The sequence below is a fragment of the Polaromonas sp. genome, from assembly GCF_030680935.1.
Classification (GTDB): Bacteria; Pseudomonadota; Gammaproteobacteria; order Burkholderiales; family Burkholderiaceae_C; genus Polaromonas.
The window spans coordinates 119,200-133,090 of sequence record NZ_JAUXUP010000030.1 but is presented as its reverse complement, the minus strand read 5'-3'; the positions used below and the strand labels follow the sequence as shown (position 1 = coordinate 133,090).

The window sequence follows — 13,891 nt, the reverse complement described above, 5'->3', positions numbered from 1 at the left end:
TCGGTGCTGTCGGGCCGGCGGTTGAACAACACATCCTCGACCCGTTCCAGCAAATCCTTGGGAATCTCCGCGTATACCCCAAGTTGTCCGGCGTTGACGATGCCCATGGTCATGCCCGCCTTGATGGCGTGGAACAGGAAGGCAGTGTGGATCGCCTCACGTATCGGGTCGTTGCCGCGGAAAGAGAACGAAATATTCGACACACCGCCGCTGATCTTGGCGTGCGGCAATGCCTTGCGGATGGTCCGTGTCGCCTCGATGTAGTCGATGGCGTAGTTGTTATGCTCTTCGATGCCGGTGGCAACCGCAAAAATGTTCGGATCGAAGATGATGTCCTCCGGCGGAAAGCCGACTTCGTCAACCAGGATGCGGTAGGCCCGCTCGCAGATCTCGATCTTGCGCTCGTAGGTGTCGGCCTGGCCTTTCTCGTCGAAGGCCATCACCACGGCGGCGGCGCCGTAGCGGCGCACCAGCCGGGCCTGGCGCTTGAATTCCTCCCCGCCTTCCTTCATCGAGATCGAGTTGACGATGCCCTTGCCCTGGATGCAGCGCAGGCCGGCCTCGATCACGCTCCACTTGGAGCTGTCGATCATGATGGGCACACGCGCGATGTCGGGTTCGCTGGCGATCAGGTTCAGGAAACGCACCATGGCGGCCTGGCTGTCCAGCATGGCCTCGTCCATGTTGATGTCGATGATTTGCGCGCCGTTTTCGACCTGCTGGCGCGCCACGACCAGTGCCTGCTCGTACTCGCCGTTGAGGATCATGCGCGCAAAAGCCTTGGAGCCGGTCACATTGGTACGCTCGCCGATATTGACGAACAGCGTGCCCGCGCCGATGGCGACCGGCTCAAGGCCGGACAACTTCATGGGGGGAACCTGGATTTCGGACATTCACTCACCTTAACAATCAAAGGTGAGCGCCGTTGCAAGGGCAGGCGGTGGGCACTGCTGTCACCCAAGCCTGACGAAACGGGGTTTCGCTGCAACGCTCCTTGGGTTGGGAGTATTTTAAACCAAGCTGCGGGTCGCTGGCTCAGGCCGTCAGCCGCGTCAGCGCTTCCTGGTACTTGGCGGCGGTTTTATCGACCACGTCCTGCGGCACGCGCGGTGCCGGTGGGGTTTTGTCCCAGTGCTTGCCGTTGACCAGGGTCTGCTCCAGCCAGTCACGCACAAACTGCTTGTCGTAGCTGGGCGGGTTGGCCCCCAGCGCAAAAGCCGCCTCGTAACCCTCGATAGGCCAGTAACGCGAGGAGTCGGGTGTCAGCACCTCGTCCATCAGGGTCAGCGTGCCGTTTTCGTCCAGGCCGAACTCGAATTTGGTGTCGGCAATGATGATGCCCTTGGTCAGTGCAAAGGCCGCTGCCTCTTCATAGATGCGGATGCTGATATCGCGGATTTGCGCGGCCAGTTCCGGACCCACCACCTTGACCACCTGCTCGTAGCTGATGTTTTCGTCGTGTTCACCGACCGCCGCCTTGGCGGCTGGCGTGAAAATCGGCCGGGGCAGTTTCGAGGCGTTTCTCAGGCCGGCCGGCAGCGACACGCCACACACCGCCTGGCTGTCCTTGTATTCCTTCCAGCCGCTGCCGGCCAGGTAACCGCGCACCACGGCCTCGACCGGGATCGGCTTCAAACGCTTGACCAGCATGGAGCGGCCGGTGACCTGCGGTACTTCGGCGGGCGTGACCACACTTTCGGGCGCCTCGCCGGTCAGGTGATTCGGGCAGATGTGACCCAGCTTGTCGAACCAGAACAGCGCCATTTGTGTGAGCAGCGCGCCCTTGCCCGGGATCGGCTCGCCGAGGATCACGTCAAAGGCGCTCAGGCGGTCACTGGCGACCATCAGCAGCCTGTCCTTGCCGACGGCGTAGTTGTCACGGACCTTGCCCCGCGCCAGCAGCGGCAGGGAGGTCAAGGCGGAGGTGTGCAGGACTGTAGTCATGGTGCTTGCAAATCAAAAGGCCCGCGCAACTCAGGGCGAGTTGCCTGCGGGCCCTGAATTATCGCCAATCGGGATGTCAGTGAACCACCTGGGCCAACTCGCCTTTGGCGTAGCGGGCAGCGACGACCTGCAGGGAGTCGCCCTTGATTTTCGCGCCCTGGCCTTCACAGCCGAACTCTATGTACCGCTGCTTGCAGATCGCCTTGGCGGCTTCGCGCGCCGGCTTGAGCCATTCGCGGGCGTCGAACTTCTCGGGGTTCTCGGCCAGGAACTTGCGCACCGCGGCCGTCATGGCCAGGCGGATGTCGGTATCGATGTTGATCTTGCGCACGCCATGTTTGATGGCTTCCTGGATTTCCTCGACCGGTACGCCGTAGGTTTCCTTCATGTTGCCGCCGTACTGGCGAATGATCGCCAGCAGTTCCTGCGGCACGCTGGACGAGCCGTGCATGACCAGGTGCGTGCTGGGGATGCGTTTGTGGATTTCCTTGATGCGGTCAATCGCCAGAATGTCGCCAGTGGGCTTGCGCGTGAACTTGTAGGCGCCGTGGCTGGTGCCGATGGCAATCGCCAGCGCGTCAATCTGGGTCTGCTTGACGAAGTCTGCCGCCTGCTCGGGGTCGGTCAGCAATTGCTCACGCGTCATCGTCGCGTCGGTGCCGTGGCCGTCTTCCTTGTCGCCCTTCATGGTTTCGAGCGAACCGAGGCAGCCAAGCTCGCCCTCGACCGTGACGCCGACCTTGTGCGCCAGTTGCGCCACTTTTCTGGTCACATCGACGTTGTACTCGTAACTGGCAATGGTCTTGCCGTCACCTTCGAGCGAGCCATCCATCATCACGGACGAAAAACCCAGGTTGATCGCGCCCTGGCAGACATCGGGGTTCTGGCCGTGGTCCTGGTGCATCACCAGCGGAATATGCGGGTACATCTCAAGGGCCGCCTGAATCAGGTGCTTGATGAAGGGCTCACCGGCGTACTTTCGCGCCCCGGCGCTGGCCTGCAAAATGACCGGTGCGCCAGTTTCTTTGGCGGCTTCCATCACGGCCTGGACCTGTTCGAGGTTATTGACGTTAAATGCCGGAATGCCATAGCCATTGACCGCTGCATGGTCCAGCAGTTCGCGCATGGAAACAAGTGCCATAAGAAAATATCCCAGGAAGGTTGAACAGATTCGGTGGTGAACCGGTAACTAACCGGTAACTTTTGGCATTTTACGCGTGTGGCTCTCTGCGTCGGGTTGCGCACCCCCACGCTTAAGTCAGGGTTAAGACAAGGAGGACTAACGTTGGCCCTTCTTCTGCCCACGCCCACCATGACCAATCCCAAGCCAGCCGGCACCAGCCCGCGCACCCCTGTGCTTTTCATCTCGCTGATCGGGCTGTTTCTACTCATGGCGTGGGATCATTCCAGCCTGGACCTGGGCATGGCGCGCTGGTTCGGCTCGGCCACGGGTTTTGCCCTGGAGAACCACTGGTTCTGGCGCGGCGTGTTGCACGATGGCCTGCGTCCGCTGCCATGGCTTCTGGAACTGGGTCTGTTGCTGGCCATCGTCAAGCCCGTCGGTGCACTGAACCAACTGACCGCACTGCGGCGTACCCAGCTCGCGTTGACAACGCTGGCGGCGCTGCTGGTGGTGTCCAACATCAAACTGCACAGCCGCACCAGCTGCCCGTCCAGCCTGCAGGAGTTTGGCGGGATGGCGAGTTACGTCTCGCACTGGGCTTGGGGCATCCGGGATGGGGGCGATGGCGGCTGCTTTCCCGCCGGTCACGCATCGGCAGGTTTTGCATTTCTGGGAGGGTTTTTTGCCTTTCGCCAGCGCCTGCCGGCTACGGCTACGCGTTGGCTGGCAGGCGCGATGATGGCCGGATTGCTGCTGGGCGTGGCGCAGCAAGTCCGCGGCGCCCACTACATGAGCCACACCTTCTGGACCGCCTGGTTCTGCTGGGTCACTGCCGCCAGCCTGGACCGGGTGTTCAGCCAGATCGAACGCTGGACGTCACAAAGGCTGCCACGCGATCCAGCACCGGCGCTTGACCTCTGAGCACGGACGCCAGCGCCGCCACCAACGTGACATGGCCCACGCTGTCAAACAACTCTGACTCGACCCGCACGCCGCTGTCCCTGAGTTTGCGGGCCAGGGCCACCGTGCTGCGCTGCGTGTTGACGACGCTGTCCTGCGTGGGTGCCAGCAGCAGCGCCGGCGGGGACGCTGCCGAGGCATGCATCATCGGCTGGCTGTCCGCAGGTGTGGCTGGCCAGTCAAAGGCCACCCGGGTCTGACGGTCACCGATAGGCAGAAAATCATAGGGGCCGGCCAGCCCAACCCAGCCCGCCAGCTGCGCAGGTTGCAGCCCTTCGGCTGCGAGCCATCGCGCATCCAGTGCCACCATGGCGGCGTTGTAGGCCCCTGCGCTGTGGCCCATCACAAACACACGCCCCCGATCGGCACCGTAATCGGCCGCGTGCGCCAGCGCCCAGCGAACCGCCTGCGCGCTGTCCTGCACAAAAGCCGGGTAACGGAAGGCGGGGCTAAGGCGGTAGTCGGCCAGCACCGCCACAATGCCCCGGGACGCCAGCGCTTCTCCGACAAAGCGGTAGTCGGCACGCTGGCCCGACGACCAGCTGCCACCATAAAAAAACACCACCAGTGGCGGCTTGTCTACCTCAGTGCGGGGCTGGTACACATCGAGCAACTGCCGATCCAGCGGGCCGTACGCCAGGCCTTTTGTCAGGCGATAGCTGTCGGTAGAAACCGTCGCGTTCAGCAAGTCCACGCCCGAACAGGCAGTGAGCAGCGCCGGCAGCACGGCGAGAAGGGAGCGTCTGGGCAAGGGCAGATTGGGCAGGGTCATGGACTCACTGATACGCACGGGGATGCCCAACCAGATTCAGAATCCCAGGGTTCTTTGACAAACCAGCCGGGGCGCAGGCGCAGTGGCCCCCTCGGGGCTGGTGCCTGCGGCTCCGAACCTGCTTGAGCAGGTTTGGACAGGTGCCAGAAGCGAAACCTCTGGCGAGCGGCGGCCAGCAAGGTGCAGGAAGCTACACGCCAGTAGAGCGACCGTGGGGGCTATGCCACGCGGCAAATCTTGAGCATATTGGTGCCGCCCGGCGCGCCCATGGGCTCGCCGCAGGTGATGGCATACACGTCGCCGCTTTGCACAATGTTACGGCGCAACAGATGGCCTTCGGCCTGCTCCAGGGCGGTGTCGCGGTCAGCACTGGTGTCCATCAGCAGCGGTCTGACATTGCGGTACAGCGCCATCTTGCGTTGGGTGGCCAGGCGCGGTGTGAGGGCGTAAATCGGCACGCGGATGTCGTGGCGACTCATCCACAGCGGGGTCGAGCCGCTGTCGGTCAGCGCCACAATGGCTTTGGCGCCCAGGTGGTGCGCGGTGAACAGCGCACCCATGGCAATCGACTGGTCGATACGGGCAAAGGTCTTGCCGCTGAAGTCGGCGTCGAGTGCGGCGTATTCGGCTTTTTCGGCTTCCAGACAGATGTTGGCCATCTCTTCAATCGTCTCCAGCGGGTATTTGCCGGCAGCGGTTTCCGCGCTCAGCATGACCGCGTCGGTGCCGTCGAGCACGGCGTTGGCAACGTCGCTGACCTCGGCGCGGGTTGGCACCGGATTGAGAATCATGCTTTCCATCATTTGTGTGGCGGTGATCACCACCTTGTCCTGCGCCCTGGCCATCTTGATCATGCGTTTTTGCAAGGCCGGTACGGCGGCGTTGCCAACTTCCACCGCCAAGTCGCCCCGCGCCACCATGATGCCGTCGCTGACGCGCAAAATATCTTCCAGGTTGGGAATGGCCTCGGCACGCTCGATCTTGGCAATCAGGCCCGGCTTGTGTTTGTAGGGCGCAGCGGCCACGTTGCAGAGCTGGCGCGCCATCTCCATGTCCGTGGCATTTTTCGGAAAACTCACCGCCACATAGTCGGCCTGAAAACTCATGGCCGTGCGGATGTCTTCCATGTCTTTGGCTGTCAGGGCTGGTGCGGTCAGGCCGCCGCCCTTTTTGTTGATGCCCTTGTTGTTGGACAGCTCGCCGCCCAGCTTGACGGTGGTGTGCACCTCTTCACCGCGCACCAGATCGACGGTCAGCACAATCAGGCCGTCATTGAGCAGCAGCACATCGCCCACCTTCACGTCGCGCGGCAACTCCTTGTAATCAAGCCCGACGCCCTTGATGTCGCCCAGCTCCGTACGGGACGCATCGAGTACAAATCTGGCCCCCGGCAAAAGCTCCACCTTGCCCTCGGCAAATTTGCCGACACGGATTTTGGGGCCCTGCAGGTCAGCCATGATGGCCACCTCGCGCCCGGCGCGCTGAGCGGCTTCACGCACCAGGCCAGCCCGGTCGATGTGGTCCTGCGCGGTGCCGTGGCTGAAATTGAGCCTCACCACATTCACGCCCGCGCGAATCATTTTTTCAAGCAGAGCCGGATCGCTGGAGGCAGGACCGAGGGTGGCAACAATTTTGGTGGCGCGGCGTGGCATGGATGTCTCCTGTTAAGTCGCCGATTCTCACACGGAACTTCGGCCGCACCGGTTACAGAGCGGGTACAAGCACGCGGAACTCGGGCTGCTTGAGCCCGCTGCGTCCCCAAAGGGTAAAACCGCCACGCGCGCCAAAACTTCAGGAGGAAATGGCCTCTGGCCCTTATTGGACTTGCGTAAGCAGCTATAAGATTTATAGCAAATCGCTTGTCAAACCAATCCTCACCCGGCGGCCCGTTTCTGCAAAATTTCAAACGCTGGCAGGGTTTTACCCTCCAGCACTTCCAGAAAAGCGCCGCCGCCGGTCGAGATATAACCAACGTCTTTCTCAATGCCGTATTTGGCGATCGCGGCCAGTGTGTCCCCGCCGCCGGCGATGCTGAAGGCGTTGCTGGCGGCAATGGCCTGCGCAATGGTTTTGGTACCGCCCTCAAAGGCCGCAAACTCGAACACACCGACTGGTCCGTTCCAGACAATCGTTCCTGCAGCCATGAGCTGCTGTGCGAGTTTTTGTGCGGTCTGCGGGCCGATGTCCAGTATCAGGTCATCGTCTGCTACGTCAGCCGCTGACTTGACGCTGGCTGCAGCGTCGGCGCTGAAGCTCTTGGCCGTCACCACATCGGTCGGGACCGGCACCTCTGCGCCGCGCGCTTTCATGGCGGCCATGACGGCCCGGGCTTCTTCAAGCAATTCACGCTCGGCCAGGCTTTTGCCGATGGGCAGACCATTGGCCAGCATGAAAGTGTTGGCAATGCCGCCGCCCACGATCAGCTGGTCGACCTTGCCGGCCAGCGCCTTCAGGATGGTGAGCTTGGTCGACACCTTGCTGCCGGCCACGATGGCGACCAGCGGGCGTTTAGGGTTCGCCAGCGCTTTGGAAATCGCGTCCATCTCGGCGGCGAGCAAAGGGCCGGCGCAGGCGGTTTTTGCAAACTGGGCAATGCCATAGGTGGAGGCCTCGGCGCGGTGTGCGGTGCCGAAGGCGTCGTGCACAAAGATGTCGCAAAGCGCGGCCATCTTGCGAGCCAGCGTTTCATCGTTCTTTTTTTCGCCCTTGTTGATGCGGCAGTTCTCCAGCAGCACCAGCGCACCGGGCTGCACGTCCACGCCATCGACCCAGCCGGATTTGAGTGGGACCTCACGCTGCATCAACTCACCCAGGCGTTTGGCCACCGGCGCCAGCGAGTCTTCGGGCTTGAATACGCCTTCAGTCGGCCGGCCCAAATGCGAGGTCACCATCACCGCCGCGCCGGCGTCGAGTGCCATCTGGATACACGGAATGGAGGCCCGGATGCGGGTGTCTTCGGTGATGTGGCCGGCATCGTCCTGCGGCACGTTCAGATCGGCACGTATGAACACGCGCCGCCCCTTGACGAGGTTCTGGGCACACAGATCGGAAAAACGGATGAAGTTCATGCAGGCTCACAAAAGAAAAACGACGGCGAAGAAAGAAATCAAGCGGCACCAATTGTAAAAGCGGCGCCGGGCACATCACCAGCCAAGTCCGATATGCAGTGGCAGGTACACCGCCATTCCGGCCAGGATCGTGCCCAGCACGCCCCCGCGCCAGAAAAACCAGGCGCCACCGGCCAGCGCCGCAAACACACGCGCGTCCTGCCACGTGTTGATCAGCGTCCCCTGTGTCATGACGATCTCGGGCAAGATGACCGCCGCCAGCGCGGCAATCGGCGCATAGTGCAGACCGCGCTGGGCCCAGTCCGGCAGCGTCCACGGTTTGCTGGACAGGAAAAAAAACGAACGTGTGAGGACCGTGACGATCGCCAGGCCGAAGATGGTCAGCACGGTCCAGCTGTCGGTCTGCATCATGCCGCGTCTCCGCCCTTGGCCAGGCCCGCACCGGGTTTACCGGGTTTTTCAAGCACCAGGCACACCGCCACAGCCGCCGCAATGCCCACCAGGATGTTGAGTTTGAGCGGAAGGGCAAACGCCGCCACCGCAGCCGCACCGGCCACCCCGGCCGACACCAGGCGCAACCGGCTGCTGGCCAGCGACAGCGTGATGCCCAGCAGCGCCAGGATGCCCGCAAAACCCAGGCCCCAGTGCAAGGGGACGGCATTGGCCATCGCGATGCCCAGCAAGCTCGGCACGACCCAGGCCACCCAGGTAACGGCGCAGTTGCCAGCCAGGCTGGCTTCCTGCGCACGCAGCGCCTTCAGGTCGTCCGGCGCCACTGGGTGCGGGTGGCGGTTGGTGAACATCACATAACTGAGGTCGGTGGTGAAATAACCGCCGGCCATGCGGCGCCACAAGGGCTGGTGCATCATGTACGGACGCAGGTGGGCGCTGAACACCACAAAGCGCAAATTCACACAAGCGGCCGTCGCCAGAATGACCCACATGGGCGCGCCCGCAAGAATCAGCGGCACCGCCGCCAGTTGCGAGCTGCCGGCGAAAACGATGACACTCATCAGCACCGCCTCAAACACACTCAGGCCGGACTTGACCATGGCCACGCCGGTCATCAAGCCCCAGGCCGCGGTGCCGGCCGCGACAGGCGCCATGTCGCGCACGCCGCGCCGAAATTCCGGATGGCGCCACAGGGCTTCTTTCATGGCGTCACCTCCCGCCCGGATCCAAAAACCATGCCAGGCGCCAGTGCAAAACCACGCAGAAAATCGGCCACCGGCAGGCGCTTGCCACCCATGCGCTGCAACCCGGTCAGGCGCAACACACCCTGCCCGCAAGCCACCTGCACACCCGCCGAATTTACAGACAAAATCGTGCCGCAGCCCACATTGGACGGGCGCATGCAGCTATCAATTTCATAGCTCCAGAGCTTGATGGTCTCGCCGCCCAACACCGAGTGGGTACCAGGAAACGGGTCAAAGGCCCGGATACGCCGGCCTATGGTTTCGGCCGTCTGGGACCAGTCAATCACGCCCTCCGCCTTGTCGATCTTGTGGGCGTAAGTCACCCCGGCCTCGGGCTGACGGACAGGCCTGAGGCCGCCGCTGGCCGCCAGCGCCAGCGCATCGACCATCAGGCGTCCGCCCAGGGCAGCCAACCTGTCGTGCAGTGAGCCGGTGGTGTCCTCCGGCGTGATGGCCAGCTTGCCGACGAGCAGCATGTCGCCGGTGTCGAGGCCTGCGTCCATTTGCATCACGGTGATGCCGGTCTCTGTATCGCCCGCTTCGATGGCGCGGTGAATCGGCGCCGCGCCGCGCCAACGTGGCAACAGCGACGCATGGATGTTGAAACAACCCAGTCTGGGCAGACCCAGCACCCATTGCGGCAGGATCAGGCCATAGGCTGCCACCACCATGGCGTCGGCGCGCACGGCCAGCATTGCAGCCTGTGCGGCAGCCGCGTCCTCCGGGGTTTTGCCGTCGAGCCGCAGACTGCGCGGCTGAACCACAGGTATGTTTTTTTCCAGCGCGAACTGCTTGACGGCCGAGGCCTGCAGCTTCATGCCGCGGCCGGCCGGGCGGTCCGGCTGTGTCAGCACCAAGGGAATATCAAAACCAGCGGCGTGAAGTTGCGCCAGAGCCACACGGGCGAATTCAGGGGTACCAGCAAAAATGACGCGCATCGGTGTATTTTCGCCGATGCCGCAGACAGACTCAGCGAACTGCGTCGCGTTCTTCGTCTTTCTTTTGCTTGATCATCTTGGTCTTGATGCGGTTGCGCTTGAGCGGCGACAGGTACTCGACAAACACCTTGCCCATCAGGTGGTCCATCTCATGCTGGATGCAAACCGCCAGCAAGCCTTCGGCGCTGTGGGTCCGCAGCTGTCCGTCCAGATCAAGCGCCTGCACCCGGACCGCACTGGCACGCTGCACGCCGTCGTAAACGCCCGGCACCGACAGGCAACCCTCATCATTGACCTGCGTCTCGGGGCTGGCCCAGACAATCTCCGGGTTGATCAGCACCAGGGGTTGGTCGTGGCCTTCACTGATATCAATCACCACCAGCCGCTCATGCACGTCGACCTGGCTGGCCGCCAGGCCTATGCCCTGGGCTTCGTACATGGTTTCCAGCATGTCGCGGGCAATGGCACGAATACGTGCATCCACCGCTGCCACAGGCTTGGCGACGGTATGCAGACGGGGGTCCGGGTAGCGAAGAATAGTCAGTAAGGTCATGGTGGCGTGCAATCAGATGTCGCTATTTTCGCTAATTTTCGCAAGTTTTCAGCGATCGCCCGCTTTCGAAATGGCATATTCGTTGCCTAATCAAGGGCTTAAGTACAGAATCGCTAGTGATTTATCAAGATAAAAGCACGGCCACGGACCTTCCAGTCCCACGCCGTGAAAGCCCCAAGGGCCTCAAGATGCAAACTATTTTTGGTCGATTCAGTCAGATTTCAATAGCCGCAGCGTTGCTGGCCACATCGGCCAGCCTGCAAGCGCAGAACTTTCCGATCACCACCGGACAAAGAGCCACCGCCAGCCAGGTGGCCCAAACGGGCGTTCCCCTGGCCGATCTGGCGCCGAACGCCCCCGACGAGTACACCATCAAGCGCGGGGACACGCTGTGGGCCATATCCGGCGTGTTCCTGAAAACACCCTGGCGCTGGCCCGAACTGTGGGGCATGAATCTGGAAGACATCCGCAATCCGCACCGCATTTACCCAGGTCAGCAGCTTTACCTGGACAAATCCAGCGGGCGGGCCATTTTGCGCACCCGCCAGCAGGCCGGCGGCGGCGCCCCCGGCACGGTGCGGGTATCACCGCGTACCCGCTACGAGTCACTGGCCGACGCCGCCATTCCCACTTTGTCGCCGCAGGCGATTGAGCCCTTTTTGTCCGAGGCCCTGATCGTGGACGATGCGGCCTTTGCCTTGGCGCCACGTATTGTGGCGGCCCAGGAAGGGCGGGTTTTGCTGAGCCGCGGAGACCGCGCCTACGCGCGCGGCGCCTACAGCAGCAAGGAGGGCGGCAAACCGCTCAGCGACGCCAGTGGCGAGCCGGTGTCGTACCGGGTGTTTCGCAACGCGACCCCGCTGAAAGACCCCACTACCGGCGAAATCCTTGGTTATGAAGCCGTATTTCTTGGCAAAGCCGATCTGGTACGCGGTGAATCCACGGTCACCGTCAAAGACAAGGACGGCAAGGATTCGACAGAGTTGGTGCCAGCAACCCTGGACATCCTGATCGCCAAGGAAGAAATGCGCGTCGGCGACCGGCTGGCACCCGAGCCACCGCGCGAACTGCTGAGTTATGTGCCGCGCGCGCCCGCCACACAGATTGAAGGCCAGATTGTCTCGATTTACGGCAGCGCGGTGCTGTATGCAGCCGGCAACCAGGTAGTGGTGGTCAACCGGGGCGCCAGAGACGGGCTGGAACGTGGGCATGTGATGGCCATCCAGCGCAGCGGCGAACGCCTGACCGACCGCACCGACTCCGCCCGGACGCAGATGAGGCTGCCGAATGAGCGCAATGGCCTGATGATGGTCTTCCGGACCTTTGAGAAGCTGTCCTATGCACTCATTCTGGAAGTCACCGAAGGTGTGAAAGTGGGCGACCGCTTCGTCAACCCCAACTGAAACGCCGGCACGCGCCGCAATTGCCCGTCTTGCTGAACGTGATCTCCAAAGCCTGAGCACCGCAGCCCCATGGAAGCCGCTGAACTTGGCGCCTGGTTACGCCTGTCCCTCACGCCCGGCGTTGGCAATGCCGGGGCCCGCCAGCTGTTGGCGGCCTTCGGCTCGGCGCCGGCCATTTTTCAACAAAGCGCCACTACACTGAGCCAGGTCGGTACCGCGCGTCTTGCCGATGCACTGCTCACCGAGCCGCCGCTGCTGGCCGCACAGCTGCAAACCACCCTGAACTGGCTAGCAGCCGCCGACAACCGGCATGTGGTGACTCTGGGCGACGCAGCCTATCCCGCGGCGCTGCTGGACATCGAAGACCCGCCGTCCATGCTCTACATGCTTGGCGACCTTGACTCATGCGCGCTAGCTGCCTTAAATAACCTGGCGCCCTGCCTGGCCATCGTAGGAAGCCGTAACCCGACGCCGCAAGGCGAAAACAATGCCCGGCAGTTCGCCAGGGTGTTGGGCGAAGCCGGTATCTGCGTGGTGTCAGGGCTGGCACTGGGGGTGGACGGCGCGGCCCATGACGGCGCCTTGCTCGGTGGCGGGACCACCATTGCCGTGGTCGGCACCGGGCTGGACCGGGTTTATCCCAAACAGCACCTGGCGTTGGCGCAGCGGATTGCGCAGCAGGGCCTGATCATCAGCGAGTTGCCCCTGGGCACGCCGCCGCTGAGCGCCAATTTCCCCAAGCGCAACCGCATCATCTCCGGCCTGTCCCAAGGCACCCTGGTGGTTGAGGCGGCGCTCCAATCGGGCTCGTTGATCACCGCCCGCCTGGCCGCAGAACAGGGCAAAGAGGTGTTTGCCATTCCCGGCTCCATCCACTCCCCCCAATCACGCGGCTGCCACGCGCTGATCAAGCAGGGTGCCAAACTGGTGGAGTCCGCGCAGGACGTGCTCGAAGAGCTGAAATTGCCAGGCCGCGCGACACTCTCCCCAGCTGAAGGGCGAGACGACCCGGCATCTCCCGACGGCCCGCTACTCGCCGCCATGGGCTTCGAATTGGTCGGTCTGGACGCCCTGCAAGCGCGTACCGGGCTGCCCACGGCAGAACTTCAAGCGCAGTTGCTGGCGCTTGAGATGTCCGGCACGGTCGCCCGGCTTCAGGGGGGGCTTTTTCAGCGCCTTGCCGCGGCCTGACTCAAAACCCGGCCCCAGGGAGCCTGTTGAACGTGGGAATCCTGGGCTGCAAATCGACCGCAGCGGTCTATTTATCCCCGTCTTTTTGTCCCATGGCTGGGCTAAAGGCCTGCAAACCCGGCTAAAGCCGTCCTTGCCCGGGCCGATTTTCGCTCTCGACGCCCCAAGCCCGACAGGCTCCCAGAACTGCGTTATATTGGATGCATGTTCGAAGTGCTGGTGTATGTTTACGAAAATTATTGGCAGGGCGATGCCTGCCCCGAGTTACACCAACTCAGCCGCAAACTGACGGCTGTGGGCTTTGAAGCTGATGAAATTCAGGCAGCGTTGGTCTGGCTCAACGGCCTGAATATTGCCGCCCAGAACACCCAGGCGCGGCAAGCCGGCGATCCAGCTGCCAGCACGGTAGATGCAACGCCACTGCCTCCCACCCAGTCCTTTCAGGCGCAGTCCACCGACAGCCTGCGTGTCTATTCGGTTGCCGAACAGGAACATCTGGGCGCGCAGGCACTGGGTTTTGTGAGTTTTCTTGAGTCTTCCGGTGTGCTGCCCCCCCTCATGCGCGAGATTGTCATCGACCGCGCCATGGCCGCCCCGGGCGACCCGCTGGCGCTTGATGACCTCAAAATCATTGTGCTGATGGTGTATTGGAGCTTTGGCGAAGAGCCCGATGCACTTGTGCTCGACGAACTCTGCGACGATGCGGAATTTCGCGTGGCTCATTGATAAAGTCCCCACGTTCG

At 62.6% G+C, this 13,891-nt stretch carries 14 protein-coding genes and 1 riboswitch; of the genes, 4 read left to right on the top strand and 10 right to left on the bottom strand.

What is annotated here, in order from left to right:
* The 3 genes from Q8L50_RS08900 to fba all read right to left on the bottom strand — a co-directional run.
* Positions 1-893 (bottom strand): dihydropteroate synthase (locus tag Q8L50_RS08900; protein WP_305348308.1); only part of this gene is annotated, 893 nt, incomplete at its 3' end.
* Positions 894-910: 17 nt separating this feature from the next.
* Positions 911-1,002, bottom strand: a riboswitch (S-adenosyl-L-homocysteine riboswitch).
* A gap of 33 nt (positions 1,003-1,035) precedes the next feature.
* A complete protein-coding gene (locus tag Q8L50_RS08895; RefSeq protein WP_305348307.1) occupies positions 1,036-1,944 on the bottom strand; it encodes a phosphoribosylaminoimidazolesuccinocarboxamide synthase in 909 nt (302 codons plus the stop codon).
* Positions 1,945-2,020: 76 nt separating this feature from the next.
* Positions 2,021-3,085, bottom strand: a complete 1,065-nt coding sequence (gene fba, locus Q8L50_RS08890) for a class II fructose-bisphosphate aldolase (protein WP_305348306.1) — start codon at positions 3,083-3,085, stop codon at positions 2,021-2,023.
* Positions 3,086-3,229: 144 nt separating this feature from the next.
* Between fba and Q8L50_RS08885 the strand changes: the two genes are divergently transcribed.
* The gene (locus tag Q8L50_RS08885) at positions 3,230-3,988 is read left to right on the top strand and encodes a phosphatase PAP2 family protein (protein WP_305348305.1); all 759 of its coding nucleotides are present in this window, start codon (positions 3,230-3,232) and stop codon (positions 3,986-3,988) included.
* On the opposite strand, the gene Q8L50_RS08880 is transcribed toward Q8L50_RS08885, so the two are convergent.
* The 7 genes from Q8L50_RS08880 to def all read right to left on the bottom strand — a co-directional run bounded on the left by Q8L50_RS08880 (position 3,921) and on the right by def (position 10,554).
* A complete protein-coding gene (locus Q8L50_RS08880; protein ID WP_305348304.1) occupies positions 3,921-4,799 on the bottom strand; it encodes an alpha/beta hydrolase in 879 nt (292 codons plus the stop codon). The two genes, Q8L50_RS08885 and Q8L50_RS08880, sit on opposite strands and share 68 nt — an antisense overlap.
* A gap of 218 nt (positions 4,800-5,017) precedes the next feature.
* The gene (gene pyk / locus Q8L50_RS08875; protein ID WP_305348303.1) at positions 5,018-6,451 is read right to left on the bottom strand and encodes a pyruvate kinase; all 1,434 of its coding nucleotides are present in this window, start codon (positions 6,449-6,451) and stop codon (positions 5,018-5,020) included.
* 222 nt (positions 6,452-6,673) lie between these two features.
* Positions 6,674-7,867, bottom strand: a complete 1,194-nt coding sequence (locus Q8L50_RS08870) for a phosphoglycerate kinase (RefSeq protein ID WP_305348302.1) — start codon at positions 7,865-7,867, stop codon at positions 6,674-6,676.
* Positions 7,868-7,942: 75 nt separating this feature from the next.
* Positions 7,943-8,278, bottom strand: coding sequence for an AzlD domain-containing protein (locus tag Q8L50_RS08865; RefSeq protein ID WP_305348301.1), 336 nt, complete (start codon positions 8,276-8,278; stop codon positions 7,943-7,945).
* Entirely contained in the window at positions 8,275-9,024 is a 750-nt protein-coding gene (locus Q8L50_RS08860; protein WP_305348300.1) for an AzlC family ABC transporter permease, read from the bottom strand. The genes Q8L50_RS08865 and Q8L50_RS08860 overlap by 4 nt, the downstream gene beginning before the upstream one ends.
* Positions 9,021-10,001 carry a methionyl-tRNA formyltransferase gene (gene fmt, locus Q8L50_RS08855; protein WP_305348299.1) on the bottom strand — a complete coding sequence of 327 codons (981 nt, stop codon included), beginning with the start codon at positions 9,999-10,001 and terminating at the stop codon, positions 9,021-9,023. Before fmt ends, Q8L50_RS08860 begins: the two co-directional genes overlap by 4 nt.
* 31 nt (positions 10,002-10,032) lie before the next feature.
* Complete coding sequence (def, locus tag Q8L50_RS08850; protein WP_305348298.1) at positions 10,033-10,554, bottom strand: peptide deformylase; 522 nt, start codon at positions 10,552-10,554, stop codon at positions 10,033-10,035.
* Positions 10,555-10,742: 188 nt separating this feature from the next.
* Between def and Q8L50_RS08845 the strand changes: the two genes are divergently transcribed.
* From Q8L50_RS08845 to Q8L50_RS08835, 3 genes are all read left to right on the top strand, one after another.
* Positions 10,743-11,957 carry a LysM peptidoglycan-binding domain-containing protein gene (locus tag Q8L50_RS08845; RefSeq protein WP_305348297.1) on the top strand — a complete coding sequence of 405 codons (1,215 nt, stop codon included), beginning with the start codon at positions 10,743-10,745 and terminating at the stop codon, positions 11,955-11,957.
* A 69-nt stretch (positions 11,958-12,026) separates the two neighbouring features.
* Positions 12,027-13,148 carry a DNA-processing protein DprA gene (gene dprA, locus Q8L50_RS08840; RefSeq protein ID WP_305348296.1) on the top strand — a complete coding sequence of 374 codons (1,122 nt, stop codon included), beginning with the start codon at positions 12,027-12,029 and terminating at the stop codon, positions 13,146-13,148.
* 204 nt (positions 13,149-13,352) lie between these two features.
* The gene (locus Q8L50_RS08835; RefSeq protein ID WP_305348295.1) at positions 13,353-13,874 is read left to right on the top strand and encodes a DUF494 domain-containing protein; all 522 of its coding nucleotides are present in this window, start codon (positions 13,353-13,355) and stop codon (positions 13,872-13,874) included.
* Positions 13,875-13,891: the final 17 nt, after the last annotated feature.

Coding starts and splice junctions, on each gene's coding strand:
- Q8L50_RS08895 (WP_305348307.1), bottom strand. CDS start 1,944: ATGACTACAGTCCTGCACACCTCCGCCTTGACCTCCCTGCCGCTGCTG.
- fba (WP_305348306.1), bottom strand. CDS start 3,085: ATGGCACTTGTTTCCATGCGCGAACTGCTGGACCATGCAGCGGTCAAT.
- Q8L50_RS08880 (WP_305348304.1), bottom strand. CDS start 4,799: ATGACCCTGCCCAATCTGCCCTTGCCCAGACGCTCCCTTCTCGCCGTG.
- pyk (WP_305348303.1), bottom strand. CDS start 6,451: ATGCCACGCCGCGCCACCAAAATTGTTGCCACCCTCGGTCCTGCCTCC.
- Q8L50_RS08870 (WP_305348302.1), bottom strand. CDS start 7,867: ATGAACTTCATCCGTTTTTCCGATCTGTGTGCCCAGAACCTCGTCAAG.
- Q8L50_RS08865 (WP_305348301.1), bottom strand. CDS start 8,278: ATGATGCAGACCGACAGCTGGACCGTGCTGACCATCTTCGGCCTGGCG.
- Q8L50_RS08860 (WP_305348300.1), bottom strand. CDS start 9,024: ATGAAAGAAGCCCTGTGGCGCCATCCGGAATTTCGGCGCGGCGTGCGC.
- fmt (WP_305348299.1), bottom strand. CDS start 10,001: ATGCGCGTCATTTTTGCTGGTACCCCTGAATTCGCCCGTGTGGCTCTG.
- def (WP_305348298.1), bottom strand. CDS start 10,554: ATGACCTTACTGACTATTCTTCGCTACCCGGACCCCCGTCTGCATACC.
- Q8L50_RS08845 (WP_305348297.1), top strand. CDS start 10,743: ATGCAAACTATTTTTGGTCGATTCAGTCAGATTTCAATAGCCGCAGCG.
- dprA (WP_305348296.1), top strand. CDS start 12,027: ATGGAAGCCGCTGAACTTGGCGCCTGGTTACGCCTGTCCCTCACGCCC.
- Q8L50_RS08835 (WP_305348295.1), top strand. CDS start 13,353: ATGTTCGAAGTGCTGGTGTATGTTTACGAAAATTATTGGCAGGGCGAT.